16 protein-coding genes and 1 pseudogene are annotated in these 18,864 nt (G+C 72.3%); 9 read left to right on the forward strand and 8 right to left on the reverse strand.

From position 1 onward, the window contains the following. Positions 1-28: 28 nt before the first annotated feature. Both ABD331_RS33230 and ABD331_RS33235 read right to left on the reverse strand, forming a co-directional pair. On the reverse strand, positions 29-985 hold the full coding sequence (locus ABD331_RS33230; RefSeq protein WP_344483504.1) for a quinone oxidoreductase family protein: 957 nt from the start codon (positions 983-985) through the stop codon (positions 29-31). Positions 986-1,029: 44 nt separating this feature from the next. Beyond that, positions 1,030-1,860 (reverse strand): helix-turn-helix transcriptional regulator, encoded by an 831-nt coding sequence (locus ABD331_RS33235; RefSeq protein WP_344483507.1) that lies wholly within the window; start codon positions 1,858-1,860, stop codon positions 1,030-1,032. 231 nt (positions 1,861-2,091) lie between these two features. Between ABD331_RS33235 and ABD331_RS33240 the strand changes: the two genes are divergently transcribed. Together ABD331_RS33240 and ABD331_RS33245 are read left to right on the forward strand one after the other, a co-directional pair. After that, positions 2,092-2,997 (forward strand): phosphotransferase family protein, encoded by a 906-nt coding sequence (locus tag ABD331_RS33240; RefSeq protein WP_344483510.1) that lies wholly within the window; start codon positions 2,092-2,094, stop codon positions 2,995-2,997. A gap of 20 nt (positions 2,998-3,017) precedes the next feature. Beyond that, on the forward strand, positions 3,018-4,325 hold the full coding sequence (locus ABD331_RS33245; RefSeq protein WP_344483513.1) for an aspartate aminotransferase family protein: 1,308 nt from the start codon (positions 3,018-3,020) through the stop codon (positions 4,323-4,325). A gap of 487 nt (positions 4,326-4,812) precedes the next feature. On the opposite strand, the gene ABD331_RS33250 is transcribed toward ABD331_RS33245, so the two are convergent. Next, the gene (locus ABD331_RS33250; RefSeq protein ID WP_344483516.1) at positions 4,813-5,226 is read right to left on the reverse strand and encodes a DUF6292 family protein; all 414 of its coding nucleotides are present in this window, start codon (positions 5,224-5,226) and stop codon (positions 4,813-4,815) included. A 133-nt stretch (positions 5,227-5,359) separates the two neighbouring features. On the opposite strand from ABD331_RS33250, the gene ABD331_RS33255 reads away from it, so the two are divergent. Next, positions 5,360-5,491, forward strand: a complete 132-nt coding sequence (locus ABD331_RS33255) for a hypothetical protein (RefSeq protein ID WP_344483519.1) — start codon at positions 5,360-5,362, stop codon at positions 5,489-5,491. 10 nt (positions 5,492-5,501) lie between these two features. After that, entirely contained in the window at positions 5,502-5,933 is a 432-nt protein-coding gene (locus ABD331_RS33260; RefSeq protein WP_344483522.1) for a DUF2269 family protein, read from the forward strand. 26 nt (positions 5,934-5,959) lie between these two features. Here ABD331_RS33260 and ABD331_RS33265 read toward each other — a convergent pair whose 3' ends face one another. Together ABD331_RS33265 and ABD331_RS33270 are read right to left on the reverse strand one after the other, a co-directional pair. Further along, entirely contained in the window at positions 5,960-7,099 is a 1,140-nt protein-coding gene (locus ABD331_RS33265; RefSeq protein WP_344483525.1) for a cystathionine gamma-synthase, read from the reverse strand. Between the two features lie 171 nt (positions 7,100-7,270). Continuing rightward, positions 7,271-7,465, reverse strand: a complete 195-nt coding sequence (locus tag ABD331_RS33270; protein ID WP_344483528.1) for a hypothetical protein — start codon at positions 7,463-7,465, stop codon at positions 7,271-7,273. A gap of 510 nt (positions 7,466-7,975) precedes the next feature. Here ABD331_RS33270 and ABD331_RS33275 point away from each other — a divergent pair. Then, positions 7,976-8,677, forward strand: a pseudogene (locus ABD331_RS33275) (sensor histidine kinase); the annotation flags it as partial. Here ABD331_RS33275 and ABD331_RS33280 read toward each other — a convergent pair. After that, positions 8,600-11,881, reverse strand: a complete 3,282-nt coding sequence (locus tag ABD331_RS33280) for an ATP-binding protein (protein WP_344483530.1) — start codon at positions 11,879-11,881, stop codon at positions 8,600-8,602. The pseudogene ABD331_RS33275 and the gene ABD331_RS33280 sit on opposite strands and share 78 nt — an antisense overlap. 63 nt (positions 11,882-11,944) lie before the next feature. Here ABD331_RS33280 and ABD331_RS33285 point away from each other — a divergent pair, with 63 nt between their 5' ends. Further along, positions 11,945-12,802, forward strand: coding sequence for an NAD(P)-dependent oxidoreductase (locus tag ABD331_RS33285; RefSeq protein ID WP_344483533.1), 858 nt, complete (start codon positions 11,945-11,947; stop codon positions 12,800-12,802). Here the strand turns inward: ABD331_RS33285 and ABD331_RS33290 are convergent. Then, complete coding sequence (locus tag ABD331_RS33290) at positions 12,799-14,169, reverse strand: cystathionine beta-synthase (protein WP_344483536.1); 1,371 nt, start codon at positions 14,167-14,169, stop codon at positions 12,799-12,801. The two genes, ABD331_RS33285 and ABD331_RS33290, sit on opposite strands and share 4 nt — an antisense overlap. A gap of 128 nt (positions 14,170-14,297) precedes the next feature. Here ABD331_RS33290 and ABD331_RS33295 point away from each other — a divergent pair, with 128 nt between their 5' ends. The 3 genes from ABD331_RS33295 (at position 14,298) to ABD331_RS33305 (ending at position 18,360) form a co-directional block, all read left to right on the forward strand. Continuing rightward, positions 14,298-15,281 carry an SGNH/GDSL hydrolase family protein gene (locus tag ABD331_RS33295; protein ID WP_344483539.1) on the forward strand — a complete coding sequence of 328 codons (984 nt, stop codon included), beginning with the start codon at positions 14,298-14,300 and terminating at the stop codon, positions 15,279-15,281. Between the two features lie 75 nt (positions 15,282-15,356). Further along, a complete protein-coding gene (locus ABD331_RS33300; RefSeq protein WP_344483542.1) occupies positions 15,357-16,700 on the forward strand; it encodes an outer membrane protein assembly factor BamB family protein in 1,344 nt (447 codons plus the stop codon). Positions 16,701-17,142: 442 nt separating this feature from the next. Next, positions 17,143-18,360 carry an acetyl-CoA C-acetyltransferase gene (locus ABD331_RS33305; RefSeq protein WP_344483545.1) on the forward strand — a complete coding sequence of 406 codons (1,218 nt, stop codon included), beginning with the start codon at positions 17,143-17,145 and terminating at the stop codon, positions 18,358-18,360. A 63-nt stretch (positions 18,361-18,423) separates the two neighbouring features. Here the strand turns inward: ABD331_RS33305 and ABD331_RS33310 are convergent, their stop codons facing one another. Continuing rightward, complete coding sequence (locus tag ABD331_RS33310; protein WP_344483548.1) at positions 18,424-18,831, reverse strand: PPOX class F420-dependent oxidoreductase; 408 nt, start codon at positions 18,829-18,831, stop codon at positions 18,424-18,426. Positions 18,832-18,864 lie beyond the last annotated feature (33 nt).

The following is an 18,864-nucleotide window of genomic DNA, read 5'->3' on the forward strand; positions in this document are numbered from 1 at the left end:
CAGCGTGCGCCCTGACCTTGGGTCAAGGTCAACCGACTTCGAGCACCAGCTTGCCGGTGGTGCGTCCCGACTCGATGCGGCGGTGCGCCTCGGCGGCCTGCTCCAGCCGCAGCGTCTCGACCCCCACCCGCAGCTCCCCGCTCGCGCCCCCGGCCACCGCCCTGCGCAGCGCCTGCCCGGCGACCTCGGGAAAGGCGGCGGAGAACGCGGCCAGGTTGAACCCGGACACCGTCTTGTTGGTCAGCCACAGCTCGTTGGCCGGGATGCCGACGTCCTCCGCGCCGGAGGCGTTGCCCAGCACCACCATCCGGCCCATCGGCGCGAGCAGGTCCAGGCTGCCACGACGGGCGGCTCCGCCGACCAGGTCCACGACCACGTCGAACCGTCCGGCCCCGGCCGCCTGCTCGCGCAGCACCACCTCGTCGTAGCCGTACCCCAGAGCTGTCTCGATCTTGGCGGCGTTGCCCACCGTGCCCACCACGCGGCCCGCACCCAGCAGGCGGGCGGCCTGGCCGAGCTGGCTGCCGAGGCCCCCGGCGGCGGCGTGCACGAGCACGCTCTCCCCCGGCTCGATGCGGGCCACCCGGTCGAGCACCAGGAACGCCGTGGTGCTGTTGGACGGCAGCGCCGCCGCCAGGCCCAGCTCCAGGTCGTACCCGTCCAGCGGGGCCACCAGCTCGGCGGAGGTGACCGCCACCTCGGCGTACCCGCCGCTGTCCACGATCGTCAGCGCGGCGACCGGCTGCCCCACCCGCAGCCCCTCCACCCCGGGGCCGAGCGCCCGGACGCGGCCGGACACCTCGATCCCGGGCACGAACGGCAGCGGCACGTCCGCGAGCCCCTGCCGGTAGAGGATCTCGGCGAAGTTGGCGCCCGCGTACGCCACGTCGATGGAGACCTGCCCGGGCCCCGGCTCGGGCACCTCGACCTCGTCGAGCCTGAGAACGTCCGCGTCGCCGAAGCGGGGAATGGTGATTGCCTTCATGCCGTCCATCGTGCTGGGACGGCGCCAGGACAGGCAGTGTCAGCTCATCCTGGGTGTACGGCCACCAGGCTCTCCACCTTCTCCTTGGTGCCGGTGTCGGGGTGCGGGGTGTGCAGCACCACGTTCAGGTCCGCCCGGTCCGGCAGCCGGAACAGCGAGTACTCGAAGACAAGCTCACCCACCTCGGGATGGGTGAGCTCCTTCATCCCCTGCGAGCGGGAGCGCACCTCGGGCCGCGCCCACAGCTCGGCGAAGTCCGGGCTGGTCGCGAGCAGTTCCTCGACGATCCGCCCGAAGACCGGGTCGTCCGGGTACCGGGCCGCTCCGGCGCGGAAGTCGGCCACCATGTCGGGCGCGAACTCGTGCCACGAGGTGAACCGCCCCCGGTAGATCGGGTGGGTGAAGAACGCGACCATGCAGTTGCTCACGTCCTCGTCGTAGCCGAACACCCAGCGGGACGCGTCGTTCATGGCCACCAGGTTGTAGTGCCGGTCGAGCACGTGCGCCGGGTTGGGCATCCACGCGTCCAGCACGGCCCTGAGCTGGTCGTTGACCGGCATGCCCGGCTGACCGGCGGGGTCGGGCGGGTTCAGCCCGGCGAGCACGTACAGGTGCGTGCGCTCCGCCTCGCCGAGCAGCAGCGCGCGGGCGACCGCGTCGAGCACGGCGTCCGAGACCTTGATGTCGCGTCCCTGCTCCAGCCACGTGTACCAGGACACTCCGACCCCGGCGAGCACGGCCACCTCTTCCCGCCGCAGCCCGGGCGTGCGCCGGCGGCCCGCGGCCGGCATGCCGACGTCGGCGGGGGTGAGCGCTTCGCGCTTGGCGCGCAGGAATTCCTTGAGCTGGTCGCGGCGGCGTTGACTGGCAGTCACAAAACACACCATAAGCGACATGCAGCCCACGACGTTTCGAGTGATCGTCAAGCGATCCGCCCTAAGATGGGATCATGAATCTCGGTCTTCCGGAAATAATCACCTACCTCATCTCCCTGGCGATTCTCTGGCTGGTCATCTACACCGCCGTACGGGCGGCCCTCCGCAGCAGCAAGTAACCGCCGGAAAAGGGCGGGACGGCTCCCGACCCGCGTGCGAGCATGGCCGATCATGGTCGATCACCAGGCCCTGGCCGCCATCGCCGCCCGCCACGGAGTCGCCGCCGCCCAGGTGCGCCCGCTCCCCGCGGGGGTGGCCAACCACGTCTTCCTGCTGGGCGACGACCTGGTCCTGCGCGTCCCCCGCGCGGAGCGGTTCCTCCCCGACCTGGTCAAGGAGGCCGCCGTCATCCCCGCCGCCCTGCGCGCGGGCGTGCGGACGCCGGAGCTGGTCGCCTTCGACGACACCCGCTCGCTCGTGGACGTGCCCTACATGGTGCTCACCCGCCTGCCGGGCACCGACCTCGCCCACGGCACGCCGCCCGCCGGCGTCCTGCGCCAGGTCGGCCGCGAGCTGGCCAAACTGCACCGGCTCTCCCCGGCCACCGCGCCACCCCTCCCCGCCGTACCCGTGGAGGACACCACCACGGACCCCCAGGCGCTCACCGAGCACCTCCGCACCGCGGGCTGGATCGACGCGGCAACCGCCCGCTGGCTCACCGGCTGGTTCGACCGGCTCCGCGCACACCTGCCCGCCGACCCGCCGCCCCCGGTCCTGGTGCACGGCGACGTCTCCCCGCAGAACATCCTCGTCTCCCCGGGCACGGCCACCCTCAGCGGCATCGTGGACTGGGGCGACGCCCAGTGGGCGGACCCCGCCGTCGACTTCGCCAAGATCCCGCTCGACGGCGTCCCGGCCGTACTCGACGGCTACCGCCGCGAATCCGGCGAAACGGCCACACCCTCCTGGGAGGCCCGCATCCTGTGGTTCCATCTCATCTGGGCGCTCGGACGCCTGCCGGACCCCGTCCCCCGCCCCGGCGAACGCCACTGGAGCGCCCCTCCGGCCGGCCGGCTCCTGGGCCTGCTCCGCTTCTTCGCCTCGGCCCCGCCCGCCCCCTGGCCCGATCTGACCTGACCCGCACGAGGAGAATGGCGATGGACAGCACGTTCCTCGACGAGGCGGACCGCCTTCTGGTCCGCTACGGCACCGGCTTCACCCCGCGTCTCATCGAACGTGCCTCCGGCGCGTACCTCTACGACCGCGACGGCACCCCGATACTCGACTTCACCTCCGGCCAGATGAGCGCCATCCTCGGCCACGCCCACCCGGACATCGTGGCCACGGTCTCGTCCGCCGTGGCGTCGCTGGACCACCTCTACAGCGGCATGCTCAGCACCCCGCTCCTGCGGCTCGCCGACAGGCTGACCGCGTCCCTGTCCCCTTCGCTGAGCAAGATGCTGCTGCTCACCACGGGCGCCGAGGCGAACGAGGCCGCGATCAAAATGGCCAAGCTCGCCACCGGCCGCTACGAGATCGTCTCCTTCGACCGTTCCTGGCACGGCATGACCCAGGGGGCGGCCTCCGCCACGTTCTCGGCCGGCCGGCGCGGCTACGGCCCGCCGACGCCAGGCAACCTCGCGCTGCCCGCCCCGAACGCCTACCGCTCGCCGTTCCGCTCCCCCGACGGCTCCCACGACTGGGAGAGCGAGCTGGCCTACGGCTTCGCCCTGGTGGACCAGCAGTCGTCCGGCAGCCTCGCCGCCTGCCTCATCGAGCCCATCCTGTCGTCGGGCGGCATCCTCGACCTTCCCCCCGGCTACCTGCGCCGCCTCAAGGAGCTGTGCGGCGAACGCGGCATGCTGCTCATCCTGGACGAGGCGCAGACCGGCCTCGGCCGCACCGGCACCATGTACGCGTTCGAACGCGACGGCGTCACCCCCGACCTCCTCACCCTCTCGAAAACCCTCGGCGCCGGGCTCCCCGTCGCCGCCGTCGTCACCACCACCGCCATCGAGCAGACCTGCCACGAGCGCGGCTTCCTCTTCTACACCACCCACGTCTCCGACCCGCTCGCCGCCGCCGTCGGCCTGACCGTCCTCGACGTCATCGAACGCGACCACCTCGTCGAACGCGCCGCCCTCCTCGGCGACGAGCTCACCACCCGCCTCCTGTCCCTGCGCGACGGCTACGAGACCGTCGGCGACATCCGCGGGCGAGGCCTGCTGCAGGGGCTCGAACTGGTGCGGGACAAGCACACCAAGGCTCCGGCGGACGCGCTGGGGCAGGCGGTCACCGCGGCCTGTCTGGAACGGGGCCTGCACATGAACATCGTGCAGCTTCCCGGGATGGGCGGCATCTTCCGCATCGCTCCGCCGCTCACGATCAGCGAGGACGAGCTGCACACCGGCCTGGACATCCTGGAAGCCTCGCTGAAGGCCGTCCTCGACGCCGCCGCCGCGTGACCTGGTCGGCGACCTCCGGGTAGACGTCCTCGCGCCCTGCTGCTGGCGTTCGTAGCATGCTTCGTGGCAGCGGGGGAGACCTCAGGCGGTGGCGCTCCAGCATGACCAGGTCGCGCATCGCGCAGCCCCTCTCGCGCCACCGCGAACACGTCACGCCGGAGCCGTAACCGATGCGCTCGACTTTCTTCCGCGTCGCGGTGACTCCTCGCAGATCGCGGCTCCAAGAGGCCACGAACCGGGTCGCCCCCGGTCGAGCGTGCCGACAGCCTGGTTCGCGCCAAGAAGCCTTCCTCAAGCTCCCACCTGCCGGCGGAGCCTCACTTCACCGCGTCGGCTGCCTCAAGGCTGAACCATCCGGAACCCGGCCAAGTCTCGGGGGTCCGGGGGTCGGAAGGCCCCCGGCAAGGGGGCCCGGGGGAGCTCGGCTCCCCCGTAGGAGCAGCCCGGAGCCGCCCCGCGCGAAGCGTCTCCGCGCAGGCCCATGCAGTTAAGCGAGAGCGTAAAAGTCCAGAGCCACGTCGAACCCATCACGGCAGTTCCGGTGCGACCGGTAGCAGGGCCGCCACGCCGAGCTGGCCCCCACCCCCGCCTGGGCGTCGCGCAGCGCAGTCGGCACGCGTTCCGGCCGGGGAAGCAGGCCGTGCCCCAGGTAGCGGACGCCGGTCAGCTCCGTGTGCCGGCCGCGGTCGCCGGAGACGAAGGTGCCCAGCCGCCAGCCGCTCTCCTCGTCCCACACCAGCGCGGTGTCGTCGGCGAGCCGCAGCGTGGCGTCCCTGGGATCGCACGGGCCTTCCCACCAATCCGCGACCTCAGCCCCGAGCAGGCCGACGACCTGCTGGACGTAGCTGATCGGCTGCTGCAGCCACTCGTCGGTGTACGGCTCGACGTGCCTGATGGCCACGGACGGCACCCCCTTGTGCCCAGACGGTAAGGAAAAAACGGCGACAAGAAACGATACCCGCGACGAACTTATTCCGTTGCACGTCCGTCTAGTCATTACGGACGATATTTACGTCCGACACGGGGAAGGAGGGGTGACCATGATTGCCGCGGTTCTCCTCATCGTGCTGATGGTCGTCGCGGTGACGACCACGGAGCTTTGCATGCGCTGTTCTGCGGACGGCAAAGAGAGTGTCGAGTCCCCTGCCGAGATCGTCGGGGACTAGTCTCTCTGCCATGCCGTCCCTGCTTCTCTGGCTGCACATCGGGTTCGCGATCTTCACGATCGGTCCGGTGACGGCCGCGACGATGTCCGCGCCGCGCGCCATCCGCACCAAGAACGTGCCCGCGCTGCAGTTCATCCAGCGCATCACGAGGATTTACAGCCTCGGGAGCCTGGGTGTGTTCGTGTTCGGGCTGGTGCTCGGCATCGTGCTCGGTGGCGGGTTGCTGGGGCGGTGGTACATGACGGCGTCGATGACGCTGTTCATCGTGGCCGCCGTCCTGCTCGTGATCATCGACCGTGATCTGCGCACCGCCGTCCAGGCGCTCTCCAGCGAGAGCGCCGACGACGACGCCAAGGTGCAGAACGGGCGGATCGCCGCGATCAGCGGGCTGTTGTCCGTGATCTGGCTGGTGATCCTGTTCCTGATGGTCGTTCCCGAGTGACGATCAGCCCAGTGCCCGAGTGACGATCAGCCCAACGCCTGGGTGAGGTCGGCCAGCAGGTCGTCGACGGTCTCGATGCCGACCGAGAGCCGCACCAGGTCGGCGGGCACCTCCAGGGGTGATCCCGCCGCCGAGGCGTGCGTCATCCTGCCCGGGTGCTCGATCAGCGACTCGACCCCGCCGAGCGACTCGCCCAGCGTGAACAGCTCGGCCCTGTCGCACACCGCGACGGCCTCCGCCTCGCCCCCGGCCACGCGGAACGACACCATGCCGCCGAACCTGCGCATCTGCTTGGCCGCCACCTCGTGCCCCGCGTGGTCGGGCAGGCCCGGGTAGAGCACCTCGGTCACGCGCGGGTGGGCGAGCAGCAGGTCGACGACGCGCTCGGCGTTGTCGCAGTGCCGGTCCATGCGTACGCCGAGCGTCTTGAGCCCCCGCAGCGTCAGCCACGCGTCGAACGGCCCGGCCACCGCGCCCATCGCGTTCTGGTGGTAGGTCAGCTCCTCGCCGAGCCCGGCGTCGGCGGCCACCAGCGCGCCGCCCACCACGTCGGAGTGCCCGCCGACGTACTTGGTGGTGGAGTGCACGACCACGTCGGCGCCCAGGGCGAGCGGCTGCTGCAGGTACGGCGAGGCGAACGTGTTGTCGACGACCAGCAGCGACCCGTTGTCGTGGGCGAGCTGCGCCAGCGCCGCGATGTCGGCGATGCCGAGCAGCGGGTTGGTGGGCGTCTCGACCCAGACGACCTTGGTCTTCTGCGTCATGGCGGCGGCCACGGCGTCGAGGTCGTGCAGCGGGACGGGGTCGTAGTGCAGGCCCCAGCGCTCGTGCACCTTGGCGAACAGCCGGTAGGTGCCGCCGTACGCGTCGTTCGGGATGATCACGTGGTCCTGCGGCTTGCACACCGTACGCAGCAGCGTGTCCTCGGCGGCCAGCCCCGACGCGAACGCCAGCCCCCGCGCCCCGCCCTCCACGGCGGCCAGCGCGGACTCGAGCGCGGTCCTGGTGGGGTTCGCCGAGCGGCTGTACTCATATCCGGAACGCAGGCCGCCCACGCCGTCCTGCTTGTAGGTGGACGTGGCGTAGATCGGTGGCACGACCGCGCCTGTCAGCGGGTCGGGCTCCTGACCTGCGTGGATGGCCAGCGTCTCAAAACCGTTGCTCATACAGGCCACGTTACAGGCCGTATTCGCGCGGCCGGCCCACGATCCACAGGCCGTACGAAGGCGGACGGCCCGCGATCCGGTCCCCACCGGGTCGCGGGCCGCGCACGGGAGCCCGTCCCCACGAAACCCCCGTGCTCAGCTCGCGCTCCATGCCCGCGCGAGCCGGGTCGATCAGGCCGCCCTGGGCTCCTGACGGTCCCCGCCTGACCGGGGCGGGAGCCGTACCACGTCCGCCTGGACGAACCGGCCGCTGCCGCCCTCGGCCCGCTCCCCGTTGATCCGGGAGAGCAGCACCGGGTCGGCGAGCGCGAGCAGCACCCCCACGACCAGCCCGACCCCCAGCAGCGCGAACCCGATGGCAACCATGTCTCTCCCCTTCCGACACATCCAGCATCGGTGCACCGCCCGCCCGCCGCCTCCGCTGAAGGGCTGGTCTCCGCCGGGCCCACTCGGCCGAACGGTTGATACGACATGTCCGACTTGCGGCTTAGGCTCGACGCCGTGGGGGACTCGAAGCGCATCCTGTACTGGCTACGCCGGCTGAGCGAGATCGCGATGTACGGCTGGCTGGCCATGCTCCTGATGCTCGACCTTCTGCTCGCCGCGGTCGTCAGCGGCTTCCAGTGGCTCGTGCTGGCCTGCAGCGTGTGCGGCATCGTGGCCGTGGCGCTGCGGCGCAGGTACCGGATCGAGGGGTTCGGCCTGATGCTGGTCCTGTCGCTCGGCACCTCGCTGCTGATCGGCGGCATCGGCTTCCAGGCCGCGCCCGGCATCGCGGAGACGGGCTCGCTGCTCGTCCTGACCATCGGGGTGCTGCGGCACATCGAACCGGTACGGCGGGCGGCCGTGCTGGCCTGCGTGGCCCTGGTCGTGCTGATGACCGAGGCGAGCGCGCGCGACTACCAGAGCTCGGGGCTGGCGTCGGCGTTCCTGCTGTTCGCGGGCTGGTCCACGGCCGCCGGGATCGGCGGCTACCTGCGCTTCCAGCAAGAACGCCGTACGGAGGCCGTCCACTCCGTACGTCGGGCGGAGCGCCTGGAGCTGGCCAGGGAGCTGCACGACCTGGTCGCCCACCACATCACCGGCATCGTCGTGCAGGCCCAGGCCGCCCGCACGGTCGCCGAGACCAGACCCGACGCGGTGGCCCCCGCGCTGGACGCGATCGCGACCGCCGGGTCCGAGGCGCTGACCTCGATGCGGCGCATGGTCGCCGTGCTGCGCACCGAGGACGACGCCGACCGCAGACCCGGCACCACGCTCGCCGACCTGCGGATGCTGGCCGACCGGTTCTCGGCTGACGGGCCCAAGGTGGCGTTCGAGATCGGCGCCGGGCTCGACGACCGCACACTGCCGCCCGAGGTCATGACCACCCTGCATCGGGTGCTGCAGGAGGCGCTGACGAACATCCGCAAGCACGCCGCCCGCACGGCCTGGGTGGAGGCCGACCTGCGGCGTCACGAGCGGGTGGTGGTGCTGCGGGTGCGCAACTACGGGTCGGGGTCAGATCCGCGGGTGTCGCGGCTCGGCGGCGGGTTCGGGCTGGTCGGGATGGCCGAGCGGGTGGAGGCGCTGGGCGGCCGGCTCTACGCGGGCCCGTCCGACCAGGGCGCCTGGGAAGTGATCGCCGAGTTCCCGCTTCCCTGACCCCGCCGCCCCCTGCCAGCCCGCCAGCGCCCGTCCGAGCGCGTCCTCCCCTGAGGCCAGTGCACGTCCGAGGGCGTCCTCCCCCGAGGCCAGCACTCGGTTGAGGGCGTCGTCTCCCGAGGTCAGCGCCCGCTCGAAGCGCTCCTCCCCGAGCGCCGCCCGCAGCCGCCCCGAGGCCCGTTCCACGTCCAGGCGCTCGCCCGGCGGCAGCGGCGCCCCCACCGACCGCCGCAGCGCCGTCGCCGCCCCCAGCAGCCGCCCCGCCTCGACCGGCCACTCCCCGCCGCACAACGACAGGGCCCCGGCCAGCCCCTCCAGCGCCAGCGCCACCGCCCGGGGATCGCCGCTGGCCCGCGCGGCGGCGTACCCCTCGCGGTGCCGGGCCAGCGCCGCCTCCGCGTCGCCGCGCTGCTCGGCGGCGAAGCCCAGCTCCGCCATGATGAACGCGATCCCGGGCGTCCCCCGCACCTGCCGCAGCCACTCCAGCACCGGCAGCAGGTACGACTCCGCCTCCTCGAACCGCCCCCGCCGCCGGGCGCTCATGGCCAGCCCGAGGAGCGCGTTCTCCTCGGCGGGCATGGACGACTGCTCGACCGCCACCACCCTGGCCCGCTCGTGATAGTCGTCGGCCAGCTCATAGTCCCCGCTGAGCAGCGCGATCCGGCCCAGGGCAGCCAGCTTGAACGACACCTCGAACCCCAGCTCCTCGGCCAGCCGCAGCCCCTCCTCCCGCAGCCGCCCGCACCTCGCGTAGTCGCCGCGCACCTCGGCCACCCGGTCCAGCACGTCCATGGCCTCGATCTGCCCCCACCCGTCGCCCAGCTCCCTGAACAGCGCCAGCCCCCGCTCCCCGTCGCGTTCCATCGCCGCCAGGTCGCCGCGCCCGACGGCCAGCTTGGCCCGCAGGCACAGGGCCGCCGCAACACCCCACCGGTCGCCCAGCGCCTCGAACGCCGCCAGCGCCCGATCCGCCGCCGCCTCGTGCGCCCGCCGGTCGCCGTACGCCCAGCGCACGTGGCTCAGCAGCCAATCGGCCAGCGCCGCCCCTGCCGGGTCCAGCTCGTCCCTGCGCACCGGCGTCGCGGGCCCGCCGATCAGCAGCTCAACGGCCGCCAGCCAGACGGACGCCCTGGCAGCCTCGCCTCCAGCCACCGACACCCCGGCCGCCTCACCTGCCGTCCCCAGTTGGCCACCGAGAGCGCCGCGCAGGGCGCGCCTGGCCTCCCGCAGCCGTCCCCGCAGGATCCAGTACCAGCTCAACGCGTTGACCAGCCGCAACGGCTCCGGCCCCGTCAACGCGAGCCGCAGGTTGGCGCTCTCCGCGTCGAGCCGGGCCAGCCACTCCCGCTGCCGTGGCCCCTTCACCTCGGCACGCTCGGCCAGCGCCGTGTAGTACCGCGCGTGCCGCTCCTCGACCAGCCCACGCTCCCCGGCCTCGGCCAGCCGCTCCTGGCAGTACGCGGCCACCGACTCCAGCAGCCGGTACCGCTGCGACCCGCCCCCTGACGGCACCCGTACCACCAGCGACCGGTCCACCAGCCGGGCCAGCAGGTCGAGCACGTCCAGCCCCGGCTCGGCGCAGATCTCCTCCGCCGCCTCCAGCGTGCAGCCGCCGGCGTGCACGGCCAGCCGCCGCAGCACCACCCGTTCCTCGTCCGGCAGCAGCTCCCAGCTCCAGTCGATCATCGCCCGGAGCGTGCGCTGCCGTGCGGGGGCGTCCCGCATCCCGGCGCTGAGCAGCCGGAAACGGTCGTCGAGCCGGTCGGCCAGCTCCTCCACGCCGAGCGCCCGCACCCGGGTGGCGGCCAGCTCCAACGCCAGGGGGATGCCGTCGAGCCGCCGGCAGATGGTGGCCACCGTCTCGCTGGGCTCGACGTTCGCGCGGGCCGTGAACAGCCGGACGGCCTCGGGCTCGGGCAGCGGCGGCACCACCCGTACGCGCTCGCCCGTCACCCCCAGCGGCTCCTGGCTGGTGGCCAGCACGCGCAGCCCTGGAGCGGCCCGCAGCAGGCCCGACACCAGCGTGGCCACCGCGCGGACCAGGTGCTCGCAGTTGTCGAGCACGAGCAGCACGCGCTTGCCCGCCACCACCCCGGCCAGCCGGTCCGGCAGCGGGACGGTCGCGTCGTCGCGCACCCCGAGCACGGCCGCCACCGCCTCCGCCGGATCCACCGCCCCGGCCAGCTCGACCAGCCACACCCCATCCCCCGCCGCCCCACTCTCAGAGCCGCGCGCCACCCCGCCATCCGAGAAGCCGCGCGCCACCTCGGCGGCGGCTGCCAGCGCGAGCCGCGTCTTGCCCACGCCGCCCGGCCCCGTGAGCGTCACCAGTCGCGCCCCGCCCAGCTCAGCACGAACCCCGGCCAGCTCGCCCTCCCGCCCGATCAACGAGGTCACAGGCGCGGGCAGGTTGGTGGGCGGCGCGGCGGGCGGCCCGAGCCCAGGCTCCTGCCGCAGCAGCGCCTCGTACAAGGAAGCCGTCTCGGGCGCGGGATCCACTCCCAGCTCCTCGGCCAGCCGCTCCCGCAGCCCCTGGTACGCCGCCAGCGCCTCCCCCTGCCGCCCGCCCCGGTACAGCGCCGTCATGTGCGCGGCCACGAGCCGTTCGCGCAGCGGATGCCGCGCCACCAGGTCACCCAGCTCCACGGGCTCGCCCAGCGCGAGCCGCACCTCGGCCTGCTCCTCCAGCGCCGACAGCCGCAGGTCGCAGAGCCGGTCGGCTTCGGCGCGGGCGAAGCCGAAGCCGGTGAAGTCGGCGTAGGCGGCTCCGCGCCACAGCCCGAGCGCCTCCTCCAGCTCGGCCGCCCGCACGACGGGGTCGGGGGACCGCCGGGCGACGAGCGCGCGGAACCGCCCGGCGTCGCTGTCGAAGCCCGCCAGCCGGTATCCGGCCGGTTCGAGCAGGATCGTGCCGGGCCCGCCGAGCGCGCGGCGGAGCTGGGAGACGCGGGCCTGGAGGGTGCCGAGCGGGGTCGGCCGCCCCCACAGGTCGTCGATCAGCCGGTCGGCGGAGACGGGCCCGCCGCCGTACGCGAGCAGCGCGGCCAGCAGGGCCCGCACCTTGGCCTCGGCCACCCGTACGGGCGAGCCGTCGTCCGTACGGACCTCCAGCGGCCCGAGCACCCCGATAAGCACCACACCAGGAGCAACCCGCAGCGGACCCGAAGGATTTCCGAAGCGCCCCGCCCGAGGCTGGAGCACATGAGCGAAGTGACAGTTGTGGGGCTCGGCCCGATGGGCGCGAAGATGGCGGAGACGTTCCTGGCCGCGGGGCATCGGGTCAAGGTGTGGAACCGTACGGCGAGCAAGGCAGACCCGCTGGTCGCCCAGGGTGCGGGGCGGGCGGCGTCGGCCGCGGACGGCGATCTCCTGGTGGTCAGCCAGATCAGCTACCAGGCCATGTACGACAGCCTCGGCGACGCGGGGCTGGACGGGAAGGTGGTGGTCAACCTCAGCTCCGGCGCGCCCGACGAGCTGCGCGAGGCGGCGCGGTGGGTGGCGGAGCGCGGCGGCACGCTGATCACGGCGGGCATCATGGTGCCGCCGCCCGGGATCGGGCAGCCGGGCGCGTACAGCTTCTACAGCGGCCCGGAGGACGTGCTGGACCGGCACAGGGCGACGCTGGAGGCGCTCGGCGGGGTCACCTACGTGGGGACGGATCCCGGGCTGGCGATGCTGTACTACCAGTCGCTGCTGCTGATCTTCTGGTCCAGCCTGACCAGCCACATGCACGCGATGGCCCTGCTGGGCACGGCTGGGGTGTCCCCGCTGGAGTTCCTGCCGTTCGCGCGGGAGTTGTTCACCCAGCTCGGCGGTGACGGGCCGATGGGCTACGCCAAGATCCTCGCGGAGGAGACGGCGGCGGGCGTCCACCCGGGTGGGGAGAACTCGCTGCACATGCAGGCCGTCGGCCTCGGCCACGCGGTGGAGGCGCTGGCGGCGGCGGGGGTGGAGACCACGGTGCCTGAGGCGCTGCTGCGGCTCTTCGAGCGCGCGGACGCCGAGGGCCGGGGCGGCGAGGGCCTCGGCACCGTGATCGAGAGCGTCAAGAAGCCTTAGTGGTTGGCGAGGAAGGCGAGCAGGTCCTGCCGGGTGATCAGCCCGGCGGGCTTGCCGTCTTCCAGCACAACCGCCGCATCCGCCTTCTCCAGCGCTTCCACCGCACGCGCCACAGGTTCACCATTGCCGATCGTGGGTAGCGGCGCGGACATGTGATCGGAGATCGGATCGTCGGAGGAGAGCCTGCCGTGGTAGAGGGCTTCGAGGAGGTCGCGCTCGACGATGGAGCCGATCACCTCGGCCGCCATGACCGGCGGCTCCTCCTTCATGACGGGAAGCTGGGACACCGAGTACTCGCGCATGATCGCGATGGCCGTGCCGACCGACTCGTGCGGATGCGCGTGCACGAACTCCGGCAGCCCGGGCCCCTTGCGCGCCAGCACGTCGCCGACCAGCCCCTCGTCGGTGCCGGTGGTCAGGAAGCCGTAGTCGGCCATCCAGTCGTCGTTGAAGATCTTCGACAGGTAGCCGCGCCCGCCGTCGGGCAGCAGCACGACCACCAGGTCCTCGGGCGCCGCCTTGGCCGCGACCTGCAGCGCCGCCACGACCGCCATCCCGCACGACCCGCCGACCAGCAGCCCCTCCTCGCGCGCCAGGCGGCGCGTCATGTTGAAGGAGTCCTTGTCGGACACCGCGATGATCTCGTCGCAGATCTCGGTGTCGTACGTGGCCGGCCAGATGTCCTCGCCGACCCCTTCCACGAGGTACGGGCGGCCGGACCCGCCGGAGTAGACCGAGCCCTCGGGGTCGGCCCCGATGATCCGCACGCGCCCGCCGGAGACCTCCTTGAGGTAGCGCCCGGTGCCGCTGATCGTGCCGCCGGTGCCGATGCCCGCCACGAAGTGCGTGATCCTGCCGTCGGTCTGCTCCCACAGCTCGGGGCCGGTGGAGTGGTAGTGGGAGTCGGGGTTGTTGACGTTGGAGTACTGGTCGGGCTTCCAGGCGCCGGGCACCTCGCGGGCCAGCCGGTCGGAGACCGAGTAGTAGGAGTCGGGGTGGTCGGGCGAGACGGCGGTCGGGCAGACCACGACCTCGGCCCCGTACGCCCGCAGCACCGCGATCTTGTCCTGGGCCACCTTGTCGGGCACCACGAACAGGCATCGGTAGCCCTTCCGCTGGGCCACGATGGCCAGCCCCACCCCGGTGTTGCCGGAGGTCGGCTCGACGATCACGCCACCGGGACGCAGCTCGCCGGATTTCTCCGCGGCCTCGATCATGCGAACCGCGATGCGGTCTTTGACCGATCCGCCCGGGTTGAAGTACTCGACCTTGGCCAGCAACTGGCCAGACACTCCCGCGTTGACTTTGTGCAGCCGGACGAGCGGAGTGTTCCCCATGAGGTCGACGAGGGAATCGTAAACGCGCACCGAGGTTTTCACCTTCTTCACCGAAGCTTGGTCAGCTTGCCAACGGCCGAGATCCAGTGGGGGTGGCAGGCCCTCGGCTAGTTACTAGGAGAAACGCTACCGCCGAGTTGGACCGAGGAGGCACGTACGTGGTCTGGGCAGCTGGTATGGCGCGCGCGGCGCGGAGGATCGCGACAGCGGCGGCACTCGGAGGCGGCGGGCTGACGGCTCTGGGAGCCACGGCCTACGGCCTGCTGATCGCGGAGGGACTGCTCGCCCGCAAGGCGATCGGCCAGCCACACGGCCTGGACGGGCCGCCCTCCGACGGCGTGTACGGCGAGTTCGCCGCGGAGCCGATCAAGATGGCCATGCTGGGCGACTCCACCTCCGTGGGCCTGGGCGTCACCGACCCCGCCAAGACCCCCGCCGTGCTGCTGGCCAACGGCCTGGCCGCCGTCGCCGAGCGGCCGGTGCGCCTGGTGGTGGCGGGCAAGTCCGGCGCGCCCTCGGCGGAGCTGGACGAGCAGGTGGACGTGGCCCTCGCCATGCGGCCCGACGTCACGGTGATCTTCGTGGGGGCCAACGACATCATCACGCAGACGCCGCCCGCGATCGCCGTACGGCATCTGACCAAGGCCGTGCGGCGGCTGCGGGACGCCGGCGTCGAGGTGATCGTGGGCACCTGCCCCGACCTCGGCACGGTGCGGCCCATCGCGCAGCCGCTGCGCTGGGTGACGCGGCGGTGGAGCCGTCAGCTCGCGGCGGCGCAGACGGTGGCGGTGGTGGACGCGGGCGGCCGTACGGTGGCGTTCGCCGACGTCCTGGGCCCGGAGTTCGATACAAATCCGGCAGAAATGTTCGGACCGGATCGTTTCCATCCATCTGACCGAGGTTACGCGCAGGCCGCTTACGCGGTGCTACCGTCAGTGTGCGCTGCGTTGGGGCTGTGGCCTGAGCCGCGGCCCGCACGCGACGAAGCTCTGCAACCGATCTACCTCGCGGCGGCTACGGCCGCGGAGGAGCCCGGCACCGAGGTCACCGCGACCCGGGTCGACGGGCGGGCGACGGGCCTGCACGGGAAGTGGGCGACGTTGTTCCGCCGCCGACTCGGCGAGGCAGTCAACGACACCTGACGGCCGCACGCCTCGAACCGGTCACTCTCCGCGCCGGAGCCGTCACTCCCCCATTCTCTTTGGAGTGAATTGCCCGTGCTCCGGCCCCTCTGGAAAACGTCCATCGCTCTCGCCGGAACCCTCGCCGCCACCGCCTGCTCCGGCAGCGACGCGGCCACCTCGAAGTTCCCGACCTGGCACAACGCCCAGGTCAACGCCGTCAGCCGGACGGCGGTCGCCGGCGGGGTCGTCGCCGTCACCGCCATGAAGCCCGACGGCGCCCTGGAGACCGTCGCCGTCGGCCTGCGCGACGGCAAGCGGCTCTGGGCCCACCCCGCCGCCATGGCCGGCCGCCTGCCCGGCATGGGCGTCTCCGCCCCCGCGATCGTCGAGACCCCCGCCAAGCAGAGCGTGGTCGTCGCGCTCGACCCGGGCAGGAAGGGCCGCTGGAACGCCACGCTCATCGCCCGCGACGCCCGCTCGGGGGCGCAGAAGTGGACGCGGCCGATCCACTCCACGTTCGGGCCCCAGCGCTGCGGGCCGTACGTCTGCCTGTCCGAGCACACCGCCCTGGCCAAGGCTCGCATGGTGGTGCTCGACCCCATGACCGGCAGGCAGTTGTGGCAACTGCCCGGCATCTCCGAGGTGGAGTGGTCGGACCAGAGCCGGGTCGTGCTGCTCAGGATGGCCGCCAACCCCATGATCGAGTCGTACGAGGCCAAGACCGGCAAGCTGCAGTGGCAGCAGCCCATCGAGCAGGCGCTCGGGCCCGGCACCGACCTGTCGGGCGGGTGGGCGTTCGGCGCGTCGGGCGGCGATCTGGTGGGGTATGTCGCGCCGTACACGAACCCGCGCACCAAGAAGGTCTCCACCTTCGGGCTGTTCTCCGTGGGGGTCGCCGACGGGACGATCAACTGGATGCGGCCCTCGGTCGTACGCGTCTACCCGAGCGGCAACCCCGGCTTCGCCCCCGTCGTCCGGCCGGTCGACCAGCAGGGCGTCTACGGCGGGTTCGCCCGCCTCGACCCGGCCACCGGGCGCGTGGTCGGCCAGATCAGCTCCGCCGACGTGCCCGGCTCCGGCTGGTGGCTGGCCTTCCCCGACCGCATGGACAAGCTCGGCTTCCTCAAGCACAACGCCAAGGGCACGGCCTTCGACGTCCCCTCGGGGCGGTCGGTGCCGGTGGAGGAGGAGCGCGGCTGGTCCTTCTGCGTCACCGACCCCAAGCCGCTGCCGCTGCGCGGGCAGCCGCCCGGCTTTTACTCGACTGCCGCCCTCTGTGAGTACGAGCTGGGCACCGGCAAGCGGGTCTCGCCCGTGTCGGTGCCGCCGCCGTGGTTCACCGGCAGCCAGGACGGGTGGCGGCTGTGGCGGGACGAGAAGGGCGGCCTGCACGCCATCAACGACCACACGGCCACGGCGCCGGGGATGTACGGGTAAGCCGGTCGCACCACGTCCGGCAGGCGCGCCACCCAACCGCGCCGCGCCCGCACCCCGGCACCCCCGGCGGGCGCGCCACCTGAACGCCCCGCGCCCGCCACCCCCTCGCGCGCCCCCTGACCGCGCCGCGCCCGCGCCCCGCCAGCGCCCGCACGCGCCCCGCTTGACCGCTCCGCGCCCGCATCCCGCCACCGCCCGCAGCCCCGCATCCCGCCACCGCCGCACACGCGCTCCACCGCCGCCTCGCGCGCGACGCTGCGGGGTGTGGCGTCCCGAGGCCACCGCGCGCTCGGGCCGCCGCCGCACCCAGCACGCCCCCCGCTCTCCCCCTCGAAGGACCGCACCGAGGTACGGCGACGCACCCCGCCAACCCCGGGGGTGCCGGGCCTTGCGCAAAGAACTGGAATATAGTTCTACTATTAGCGCCGACAAAGGAGGGGCCATGCCCGAGGCAGTAATCGTCGCAACCGCGCGTTCCCCCATCGGGCGAGCCTTCAAGGGTTCGCTCAAGGACATCCGCCCCGACGACCTGACCGTTCAAATGATCAAGGCGGCGCTGGCCAAGGTGCCCCAGCTCGACCCCGCCTCGATCGAGGACATCATGCTGGGCTGCGGCCTGCCCGGCGGTGAGCAGGGCTTCAACATGGCCAGGGTGGTGGCGGTGATGCTGGGGCTCGACAACGTCCCCGGCACCACAGTGACCCGCTACTGCTCCTCCTCGCTGCAGACCACGAGGATGGCCTTCCACGCGATCAAGGCCGGCGAGGGCGACGTCTTCGTCTCGGCGGGCGTCGAGACCGTCTCGCGCTTCGCCAAGGGCAACTCCGACTCGCTGCCGGAGACGCACAACCCGCTCTTCCTCGAGGCCAGGGACCGCACCAAGGGCTACGCCGAGGGCGGCAAGACCTGGCACGACCCGCGCGAGGACGACTCCGTCCCCGACGTCTACATCGCGATGGGTCAGACGGCCGAGAACGTGGCCCAGATCAAGGGCGTCTCGCGTCAGGAGCAGGACGAGTTCGGCGTGCGCTCGCAGAACCTGGCGGAGAAGGCGCTGGCCGACGGTTTCTGGCAGAAGGACATCACGCCGGTGACGCTGCCCGACGGCAGCGTGGCGTCCAAGGACGACGGGCCGCGGGCGGGCACCACGTACGAGAAGGTCTCCACCCTGCAGCCGGTCTTCCGCCCTGACGGCACCGTCACGGCGGGCAACTGCTGCCCGCTGAACGACGGGGCGGCGGCGGTCGTGGTGATGAGCGACGTCAAGGCGGCGGAGCTGGGCATCACGCCGCTGGCCAGGATCGTCTCCACCGGCGTCTCCGGCCTGTCGCCCGAGATCATGGGGCTCGGCCCCGTGGAGGCGTCGAAGATGGCGCTGGCCAGGGCTGGGATGGCGATCGACGACATCGACCTGGTGGAGATCAACGAGGCGTTCGCGGCCCAGGTGATCCCCTCCTACAAGGAGCTGGGCATCGACCTCGACCGGCTGAACGTCAACGGCGGCGCCATCGCGCTCGGGCACCCGTTCGGCATGACCGGCGCCAGGATCACCTCCACGCTGATCAACAGCCTGCAGCACCACGACAAGAGCATCGGCCTGGAGACGATGTGCGTGGGCGGCGGCCAGGGCATGGCGATGGTCATCGAGCGCCTGAGCTGACGTCAACACAGGTGGCGCGATGAGCCGCGGCCGGGGTCCGCGCCGCGGCTCACCGCACCTTCGCTACCCGTGCCGGGTGGGCCCCACACGGGTCGGCGTGATGCGCATGATGACGCGACGATCGCTGACCATGGCGTCGCGGTACTCGTCCCAGTCGGGGTGCTCGCCCGAGATGTCGCGGTAGTAGGTCACGAGCAGGTCCATCGCCTCGGGCAGGTGGACGATCTCCGCCGTGCCGTCGACCTGGATCCACTCCCCGAAGAACCCGTCCGTGAACGCGCACAGCGACACCTGGGGGTCGCGCAGCGCGTTGCGGACCTTGGCCGCCGTCTCCCTGCTGCTGATGACCACGCGACCGTCCTGCACCCCCACCGTGATCGGGGACATCTGCGGACGCCCGTCGCGATGCCTGGTCAGCAGGACCGCGCGGTGATTGTCGCGGAGAAAGCCGAGTGCCTTGTCGAGATCCATGACCCCATGATGACGCGCCCGCGCTTGGGGCAC

Source organism: Nonomuraea monospora, assembly GCF_039531895.1.
In the GTDB taxonomy this organism is placed as follows: Bacteria; Actinomycetota; Actinomycetes; order Streptosporangiales; family Streptosporangiaceae; genus Nonomuraea; species Nonomuraea monospora.